Below are 6,831 nucleotides of genomic sequence, written 5' to 3'. Positions count from 1 at the left end.
AGCGGCGCGGTGGCCTGGTCGGCGCGGTGGTGATCGATCCGGACGACGAGCTGTTCGCGATCACCAGCAATGGTGGTGTCATTCGGACTCCGGTGAAGCCTGTACGCCGTACGCGTGACCGGAACACAATGGGGGTCAAGCTGATGGACCTCCCGGACGGCGTGACTATCGTGGCGATTGCTCGCAATGCCGACGAGCCTGACGAACAGGACTAGTTGAATGACGGAGACACAGGCGAAGTCGGGGAACACGGGGACCTCGGCCAACCCGGTCGACGAGGAGGCCGCCAAGGGCGGCACACCAGCGACCGGCCGCGCGGCCGTGGGCCGGGCTACGGTCCCCGCCGATGCGCCTGCCCCGAAATTCACGAGGGCTCCGGGCATGACACCCCCGCCGGAGCCGGCCGGTGAGGACGCTGGGGCCGCCGACAAGACCGAGAAGACGTCCGGTGCCGAGGCACCGACGTCGGCAGCCGCCACACCTTCGGGTGCGGCGGCGCCACCCTCGGCCCGTCCGGCGACAACCCAGCCGATCAACGTCCGGCCAGGCCAGGCGGCGTCTGCCGGGTCCACCGGCACCCAGCCGCGGATCACACCGGGCATGACCCAGCCGCAGTCGGACGCGTCGCGTACGGCCGCTGCCGGCCGCCCGGCCAGCGGCGGTGGCCTGCCGCCCGGCATCGGCAACGCGTCCGCCGTCGGGGCAGCCCGCGTTGGCGATGCGGTACGCGCGGCGCGTACCTCGGTCAGCTCGGCCGCTTCCCGCGGACCGCGCCGGGCCCGGCTGAACCTGAAGCGGATCGACCCGTGGTCGGTGATGAAGTTCGCGTTCGCCGTCTCGGTGGTGCTCTTCATCGTCGTGGTGGTCGCCACCTCGGTGCTGTACCTGGCGTTGGACGCGATGGGTGTGTTCCAGAGCGTCAACGACAGCCTGAGTGACCTGGTCAACGCCGGTGGTGGAGAGAGCACCAGCGGGTTCCAGATCACCGCCAAGGGCGTGATCCTCAGCTCGGCGCTCATCGGCCTGGTCAACGTGGTGCTGTTCACCGCGCTGGCCACGCTGGGAGCGTTCGTCTACAACGTCTGCGCCGACCTGGTCGGCGGGATCGAGCTGACCCTCGCCGAGCGCGACTGAGTGACCGGGACGCCGGGGCACCGCGGAATGCGGTCGCTCCGGCGTCCCGTACTCGGGTAGGTTTTGCAGGCGACGACGGCCCGGCTCGCAGGGTCGGACCCCGATTTGGGGCCGGCAGAGTGGATGGGTTAATCTTGCTCGTCGCAACGCGGGGCTATAGCTCAGTCGGTTAGAGCGCAGAGCTGATAACTCTGAGGTCGATGGTTCGATTCCATCTAGCCCCACCGCATTGTCGTCCGACGCTAGTCGAGCGCGAGGGGTCGCCCCATGTTCAAGAAGCTGCTGATCCTGGCCGGCGTCGTCGGCGTGGCTGCCGTCGTCTTCAACAAGGTCAAGGCCGCCAACGACGAGCGTGCCCTGTGGCACGAGGCGACCACCGCACCCGACCTGCGCTGACGTCCGGCCCGGCGACGAGCGATCGACGCCACGGCCACTCACGGGGCCCTAGCTCAACTGGCAGAGCACTGCCTTTGCAAGGCAGGGGTTAGGGGTTCGAGTCCCCTGGGCTCCACCAGCACTTTCCTCGGTTGATCTCGGTGCCGAGGACAGCCAAGCCGGTCACGCGTCTCCTCCTGGCCGAGAATCCGGTCAATGGCTGAGGCAGCCTTACGCGCCCCCGCCGGCAGAACGTGGCCGTAGGTGTCGGCCGTCATCCGGATCGCGGAATGCCCGAGCAGCTCCATGATCTGACCACACCTCCCCGGCGACGAGCCGTTCCTTGGCCTAGCGCACACGCTGTGCCTCCAATGCCCGGACGGCCAGAGCCGACAGCGGCAGCGGACGGGCCGACCGGTGCGTCTTCGGTGGCACGAACACCAACCCGTACTCCGTCCGCTGGAGCGTCTGCCGAACGAACGGCGCCCTTCCCGGCAGGTCGACATCCGACCACCGCAGGCCCAGCAGTTCAGTCCGCCGCAGCGCGGTCGCCAGCGCCAGGACGAACACCGACTCCAACCGGTCCTCGGTCAACACCGACAGCAGCGTTTTGGCTTCCTCGGGGGCCATAGCGCGCCGCTCGGCTCTGCCGAGGGCCGGAGGCTTGGCTGCCTTGGCTGCCTTGGCGACGTTGCGCGGGACCAAATCCATCCGCTCAGCGTCGGCTAGGGCGACGCGCAGCACCGCGTGCACATCGCGAGGCGTCAGCCGATCGAGCTTCACCCGGCCCAGGCCCGACACGAGGTGCTTGCTCACGGCCAGGCGGTGGCGCACCAGCGTTGACGGCCGGTCCGTCGTGCGCCTTCACGTCCCGCAGCCACTCGGTCAACCAGGCTTCCAGGTTCCGAGGCTGCGCGGAGAGGTCGACGCCGAGCTGAAGTTGGCGCCGCAGCTCGTCCCGCTTGCGGACCGCCTCAGCCTCGCTCTTGGCGTAGACGTACTTCCGCTTCCGCTTCCCGTCGATCCAACCGACGTCGACCACCGCAGCCCACACGCCCGGACGCTGTACACCGAGCCCTCACCGTGAGAACGCCGACGCCGGCCCGTCATGCCGCGAACTCCTCATCCGCCGGCGAGGAACTCATCCAGCGCTGCCCCGAACCCCGGCCCTCCTCAGAGATGCCGCCGCGAATCACCTCGCCGGGCACCACAAGGGGCTACCAGCCTCCCTGGACGGGGACATCCGCTCAGCCCACGATGCAGACGTGGTCGCAACGAACTACAGCTCCTCGAACAGCTCCCACTGAATGTTGTCCGGATCGCGGAAGACGACCATCGCCGGGCCCTTCGAGTCCGCCTTCACCCCACTGTTCGGAACCTGATTTGCGGTGAGCATCTCGGCGACGCGTGCGACTTCACCCACGGGCACGCCGATGGCGATGTGGTCCAGGCCTATGCGCGCCTCGGTGAAGCGGTCGCCCGAAGGCGTGCCGGGCAAGGCTGGGTGAAGCACCAGGCTGGTTGAGGTGCCTCCCAGCCTGAACCGCAGCTTCTCGGCCGGGAAATCCTGATCGACCCGCAACCCGAGGATTCCCTCGTAGAAGCGGCGAGACTGTCCCAAGTCGCTGACGCGCAGCGTGATGTGATGGAACTGATACGTCATCGAGTGGACGTTAGGCTGAGGCTCGCTGACGGTCAACGGCATTTGGGCTCAGTCCGCAACGAGTCCGCAAGCGGTCAACCGCCAGCGGAAAGCGGTGTGTGTCAACGCCGACTGAAAGTTTTCACGCGGCGTCGAAATAGGGCACGGGACGAGGGGCGATGAACTATCGGGAGCTGTTCGACAAGCTCCACCGGCGGCCGGGCATGTTCGGGCTAGACGGCTCGTTTGGGCAGTTCACAGCGTTCCTGCAGGGCTACTGGATGGCTGACGCTCCACTGTTAGACGGGTGGCGCGAGTGGCTGGTCATCCAGTTCGACGCCGGTAACAACCTGATGTGGCAGGCACTCGCCAGACGGCTCGCTACTCCCGAGGAGTACTCACCGCTCCTGCCGCTCGATCACGTTCAGAACCGTGCCGCAAGCGACGCCCTGTTCAGACTGTTGGATCGCTTCCTGACGGAGCGCGAAAGCAGCGGAGGAGCTTCGGCGATCAAGGCCGCTCACCAGGCGTGGATGGAGCGCCAGAGCTGGTACCGGCCCGAGGGGCTCCCCACCTCCACTGTGAGTCCGGGCGGAGCGTTCCACGATGTGCGGACTCACGGCGGAGATGGGCTTTGAGGCAGAGGAGCGGTACGTGCCAGACGTGGTGTTCCCCAGCGATCTTTCCGGCCACTTCTGGGCAACAGTGGAACGCCGGCCGGGACTCGATCGATGGCGCTTCGAGGTCCTCGACTATCAGAACAACGTCCTGCTCAGCGGCTTGGCCTGTAGCGAGCGGCAGGCCGCAGCCATTGTCAACGCGTGGGACCAGGTGATCACAACGTCGCCCGACGAAGAGGACCCCAGCATAGATTGAGTCGATGACTTGGAATGACGGGTAGACCACCGCCCCAGGAACGCGCGGTCCCTAAAGCATCGCGATCTGGCCTGGCAGTTCGGGCGGACCGGACAGCACTGCGCGGAGCTTGTTGATCTGCGGGAACTCACTCGCTCCCGCCTCGCCCCATAGGCTCCGCCACTCCGAGTCGTCGCCGAGGACCCGGTCAAGTGCTTCAACCGCCAGCTGTGGCAGGTCGTCGTCCAAGTCAAGGGAGACTCACCAGCAAGCAGGAAGTCCGGCGCGTACGGCGAGGTTATCGGGTCTCCGCCGGGCATCTGAGACGCCACGATGGCCGCTGCGGCGATGGCCGAGGTATCGGCCGTCATCCGGATCGTGGAGTGCCCAAGCGGCTCCATTACCGTCCGCAGCTCCTCGCCCTGGTCGAGCATGAACGTGGCGAAGGCGTGCCGCAGGTCGTGCAGGTGCAGCCAGTCCAGCCCGGCCGTGCCCCGCCAGACGGACAAGGGTCACTCATCGTGTTTCCCGGCATTCATCGCCCGCCTTACTCGGCGCCGTTCAGGTCGAGCTGCTAACCCCGCTCTACCAGTGGAGCAAGCCTGATGCAGGTCTCCATGGCAACTAGCCCTGCCAAGTCCGACCAGCCCAACGAAGACTTCACCGGCCCCGTACCGAACGCCGTTGTTCTGCTCGACGGCGCTGGCCTGTCCGAAAACAAGTCGACCTGCACTCATGGTGTCGCTTGGTACACCCGCCGACTTGGCGGGGCACTGCTCGCTCAGCTGTCGGCCGACGACGGCCAGGACCTCACCACCGTTCTCGGGCAGGCCATCGACCAAGTGGCCGACGCTCACCGAGGAACCTGCGACATCAGCGACCCGAGTAGTCCGTCTGCAACCGTCGTCATCTTCCGCGCGGGCCGCGCCGGCCCGGCCCCGGCTTGCTGGCGACCTCCGGCCGGCATTGGCCGGGCCGGCCGGACACGCTGACGGTCTCAAGTCCTTTGAAGACCTCGGGGCTCCGCCCCGAACCCGACCCTCCTCGGAGATCCGCCTTCAGCGCATCGCAGGTTGGTCAGAGTCAGCTCTGTGTGCGTTGTTACGGGCTGACCTGTTGCATGTCGTACCCGCATGTAGCGGCCGCTATGGAATAGCCAACGCTGACTGCGGCCAGAATGAGGCCGACGGCGAGGCCAACGCCTGCCCCGCCCTTGGCGGACATCCCGGGTCGCCAAACGAGCGCGGCCGTCATCAGAGCGGCCACGGGCAGCGAGAAGGCGAGGGAGAGCCACACAGCATCACGGAAAACCCATACCGCCCAAGCCAGATCTTCGGTGATCTTCTCGCAGGGCACCGCATGTGAGGGCATCGGCGCCGCCGCCAAGGGCGCAGTGGCCAGACCCGCCACCGCGTATCCCAACAGTGTCCAGCCCAAAGCAGCACGAATCCTCAGCCAGTCGATCACAACCGCGTACTGTGCCAGAGACTGTCGACGCCGCGTGAAAACTGACCCCGTGGTTCCGGTTGAATCTTGACCCCTCCGGAAGCATCGGGAGGTGCTGAGCGTGGAGGACTGGGCAGAGATCCGTCGGTTGCACCGGGCGGAGGAGATGGCTATCAAGGCCATTGCTGGCGTGCCATAGGGAAGGGCGAGCAGTCCGCACATGGTCCGCAGGAGGCCGGCGGACAGCAGGGGCGTGGTGAGAGATGCCGAGAGGCATCTTCGCTGCTAGAAGGCATCTGGGCAGCTCGCCGGGCCGCCCCACCTTGATCTCATAATCCCTCGGTCGCAGCTCGCCCGGTCGCCCATCTTGATCTCGTAATGCGCCGGTCATACAACCTGTAGATCGAGCCCGCTCTCGGGCCGTAGGAACGTCGCCGTGAACGTCATCGAACGTTCCGCTATGGCCGCTTCCAAAGCAATCGTCTTCGTTTCGCCGAGGTGCACCTCGACCGGCGCGCTGCTCTGCCAATCCAGATGAGCCCGTACCACATGCTGGCCTGGCGCTACGTCGACGCTCTGGACGGCTCCACGCTTCAGGCGTGCCACGACGTGCCCATCAATCTCGATCTTGATGCGGCGTAGAAGGCCACTAGCGTCCAGGGCGCGACGAACGGTGATCCTCGGCATGAGGATTCCACCCCTTCCCTGCGGCGCGGTGATACATCGAGATACCTCAGCACCGTGCATGCCAAACCAAAGGAGGCGAGGCTCCACCAGCACATCCGAGATCGATCTCGATCCCGAGTGCAGCGAGTGGTTACTCCTTCCTCTCCTGGCCCTGCACGCTCGATCGCAGAGGCAGCCCGACGACGGTGACCCGCTCGATCGGCTAGGTCGCGGCGACGATCTCTTCTCCCTCGCCACGTGGCTCCTCTGAGACGGCTGCGATCCAATCCAGCGTTTCAGGCGTGATGATGCCGGACGCGGCATCCTCATTTCGGATGGCGAGGCGCCGCCTCAGTTCGGCCTGATCGACGCGGAAGTGCAGCAGACGCCAGTCAGCACCGAGCGATTCGACAAGCTGCTTGTAGTCGTCGCGCTCGCGGCGTTGCCCGAGGCCGTGATCGAGAACGACCGAGCGGCCGCTCCGGATCAGTTCGATGAGCTGCCGCCGCACCTCTTCGACGACAGGACCCAGCAGGGAGACGTGGCGTTCGGCTGGGTAGTCCTTCCCAAGTCGACCGTGTCGTGCCTGCAGAACGTCATCGACCGACAGTCGAACCACCCCGGTGAGTTCCAGCGCCCGGGCGTAGGTCGATTTCCCTGAGCCCGGTAGCCCCACGAGGAGAAACACCACCGGTCTTGACTGGTCCACGTGG

At 66.4% G+C, this 6,831-nt stretch carries 12 protein-coding genes, 2 tRNA genes and 1 pseudogene; 8 read left to right on the top strand and 7 right to left on the bottom strand.

Features of this window, described 5'->3' with window-relative positions:
- The 5 genes from KBX34_RS18465 to KBX34_RS18445 form a co-directional block, all read left to right on the top strand.
- A partial coding sequence (locus tag KBX34_RS18465) for a DNA gyrase C-terminal beta-propeller domain-containing protein (protein ID WP_210926005.1) occupies positions 1-215 on the top strand: 215 nt, incomplete at its 5' end.
- 4 nt (positions 216-219) lie between these two features.
- Positions 220-1,134, top strand: a complete 915-nt coding sequence (locus tag KBX34_RS18460) for a DUF3566 domain-containing protein (protein WP_088950811.1) — start codon at positions 220-222, stop codon at positions 1,132-1,134.
- Between the two features lie 150 nt (positions 1,135-1,284).
- Positions 1,285-1,358, top strand: a tRNA-Ile gene (locus KBX34_RS18455).
- 43 nt (positions 1,359-1,401) lie between these two features.
- Positions 1,402-1,530 (top strand): DLW-39 family protein, encoded by a 129-nt coding sequence (locus KBX34_RS18450; protein ID WP_007453934.1) that lies wholly within the window; start codon positions 1,402-1,404, stop codon positions 1,528-1,530.
- Positions 1,531-1,572: 42 nt separating this feature from the next.
- Positions 1,573-1,648, top strand: a tRNA-Ala gene (locus KBX34_RS18445).
- A gap of 209 nt (positions 1,649-1,857) precedes the next feature.
- On the opposite strand, the gene KBX34_RS34285 is transcribed toward KBX34_RS18445, so the two are convergent.
- Together KBX34_RS34285 and KBX34_RS18435 are read right to left on the bottom strand one after the other, a co-directional pair.
- Positions 1,858-2,325, bottom strand: coding sequence for a tyrosine-type recombinase/integrase (locus KBX34_RS34285; RefSeq protein WP_307871425.1), 468 nt, complete (start codon positions 2,323-2,325; stop codon positions 1,858-1,860).
- Positions 2,326-2,788: 463 nt separating this feature from the next.
- Entirely contained in the window at positions 2,789-3,172 is a 384-nt protein-coding gene (locus KBX34_RS18435) for a VOC family protein (RefSeq protein WP_210791788.1), read from the bottom strand.
- Positions 3,173-3,330: 158 nt separating this feature from the next.
- Here KBX34_RS18435 and KBX34_RS18430 point away from each other — a divergent pair, with 158 nt between their 5' ends.
- Positions 3,331-3,789 (top strand): hypothetical protein, encoded by a 459-nt coding sequence (locus KBX34_RS18430; protein WP_210791790.1) that lies wholly within the window; start codon positions 3,331-3,333, stop codon positions 3,787-3,789.
- A gap of 16 nt (positions 3,790-3,805) precedes the next feature.
- A complete protein-coding gene (locus KBX34_RS18425; RefSeq protein ID WP_210791791.1) occupies positions 3,806-4,027 on the top strand; it encodes a hypothetical protein in 222 nt (73 codons plus the stop codon).
- Between the two features lie 51 nt (positions 4,028-4,078).
- Here KBX34_RS18425 and KBX34_RS33675 read toward each other — a convergent pair whose 3' ends face one another.
- Complete coding sequence (locus tag KBX34_RS33675) at positions 4,079-4,255, bottom strand: DUF4259 domain-containing protein (protein WP_247667102.1); 177 nt, start codon at positions 4,253-4,255, stop codon at positions 4,079-4,081.
- A gap of 128 nt (positions 4,256-4,383) precedes the next feature.
- Positions 4,384-4,515 (bottom strand): annotated as a pseudogene (locus tag KBX34_RS34055) (tyrosine-type recombinase/integrase); the annotation flags it as partial.
- Between the two features lie 96 nt (positions 4,516-4,611).
- Here KBX34_RS34055 and KBX34_RS18415 point away from each other — a divergent pair.
- Entirely contained in the window at positions 4,612-4,998 is a 387-nt protein-coding gene (locus KBX34_RS18415; protein ID WP_210791793.1) for a hypothetical protein, read from the top strand.
- A gap of 109 nt (positions 4,999-5,107) precedes the next feature.
- Here KBX34_RS18415 and KBX34_RS18410 read toward each other — a convergent pair whose 3' ends face one another.
- The 3 genes from KBX34_RS18410 to KBX34_RS18400 form a co-directional block, all read right to left on the bottom strand.
- The gene (locus KBX34_RS18410) at positions 5,108-5,473 is read right to left on the bottom strand and encodes a hypothetical protein (protein WP_210926003.1); all 366 of its coding nucleotides are present in this window, start codon (positions 5,471-5,473) and stop codon (positions 5,108-5,110) included.
- A gap of 366 nt (positions 5,474-5,839) precedes the next feature.
- Positions 5,840-6,139, bottom strand: coding sequence for a hypothetical protein (locus KBX34_RS18405; protein ID WP_210926000.1), 300 nt, complete (start codon positions 6,137-6,139; stop codon positions 5,840-5,842).
- 202 nt (positions 6,140-6,341) lie between these two features.
- Positions 6,342-6,827 carry an ATP-binding protein gene (locus tag KBX34_RS18400; protein ID WP_210791799.1) on the bottom strand — a complete coding sequence of 162 codons (486 nt, stop codon included), beginning with the start codon at positions 6,825-6,827 and terminating at the stop codon, positions 6,342-6,344.
- Between the last annotated feature and the right edge of the window lie 4 nt (positions 6,828-6,831).

This window comes from Micromonospora sp. M61, from assembly GCF_018070245.1.
Lineage (GTDB): Bacteria > Actinomycetota > Actinomycetes > Mycobacteriales > Micromonosporaceae > Micromonospora > Micromonospora zamorensis.
This window is presented reverse-complemented; position numbering and strand designations above follow the sequence as displayed.

Excerpts from the sequence above, each read along its gene's own strand:
- KBX34_RS18405 (WP_210926000.1), bottom strand. The coding sequence starts at position 6,139 with ATGCCGAGGATCACCGTTCGTCGCGCCCTGGACGCTAGTGGCCTTCTA.
- KBX34_RS18415 (WP_210791793.1), top strand. The coding sequence starts at position 4,612 with ATGCAGGTCTCCATGGCAACTAGCCCTGCCAAGTCCGACCAGCCCAAC.
- KBX34_RS18435 (WP_210791788.1), bottom strand. The coding sequence starts at position 3,172 with ATGACGTATCAGTTCCATCACATCACGCTGCGCGTCAGCGACTTGGGA.
- KBX34_RS18450 (WP_007453934.1), top strand. The coding sequence starts at position 1,402 with ATGTTCAAGAAGCTGCTGATCCTGGCCGGCGTCGTCGGCGTGGCTGCC.
- KBX34_RS18460 (WP_088950811.1), top strand. The coding sequence starts at position 220 with ATGACGGAGACACAGGCGAAGTCGGGGAACACGGGGACCTCGGCCAAC.
- KBX34_RS18430 (WP_210791790.1), top strand. The coding sequence starts at position 3,331 with ATGAACTATCGGGAGCTGTTCGACAAGCTCCACCGGCGGCCGGGCATG.